The organism is Isoptericola sp. NPDC058082 (assembly GCF_042885055.1).
Lineage (GTDB): Bacteria > Actinomycetota > Actinomycetes > Actinomycetales > Cellulomonadaceae > Isoptericola.
This window is the reverse complement of sequence record NZ_JBHVSQ010000045.1, coordinates 1-563: the sequence shown is the minus strand read 5'-3', so window position 1 is coordinate 563 and position 563 is coordinate 1. Positions and strand designations below refer to the sequence as shown.

Sequence of the window (563 nt, the reverse complement as noted above, 5' to 3'; positions counted from 1 at the left end):
GCGGAAGTCGAAGATCGCGCCGTGCCAGGGCATTGGGAGGGTGATCTGATCACGGGCAGCAACAATTCCCACATCGCGACGCTTGTGGAACGGCACTCGCGCTTCGTGATGCTGGTGAAAGTGAAGGGTAAGGACACCAGCAGCGTCGTCTCGGCGCTGAGCCGGCAAGTGAAAACACTGCCAACCGCGCTGCGAAAATCGCTGACGTGGGATCGAGGCGGTGAGATGGCCAGCCACAAGAACTTCACCGTGGCGACCGACACGCAGGTCTACTTCTGCGATCCGCAAAGCCCTTGGCAGCGCGGTTCGAACGAAAACACCAATGGCCTTCTGCGGCAGTACTTCCCCGACGGCACGGATCTATCCCGCCATTCGCAGGCATTCTTGAACAAGATCGCCAGACGTCTCAACGAAAGACCTCGTAAGACCTTGGGCTTCCAGACGCCAGCCGCTAAGCTGAGCCAAGCCGTTGCGTCGACGGGTTGAACTCACCGCGGCGTTCTTTGCCAGAGAGTCCAAGTGAGGTACGCCTTCGTCGCCAGTCAAAGGACTCACTACCCGAC

Annotated in this window: 1 protein-coding gene; it reads left to right on the top strand. The window is 59.5% G+C overall.

Going from position 1 to position 563, the window contains the following annotated elements; genetic code table 11:
• Positions 1-486 (top strand): IS30 family transposase (locus tag ACFVS0_RS21820; RefSeq protein ID WP_430589114.1); only part of this gene is annotated, 486 nt, incomplete at its 5' end.
• Positions 487-563: the final 77 nt, after the last annotated feature.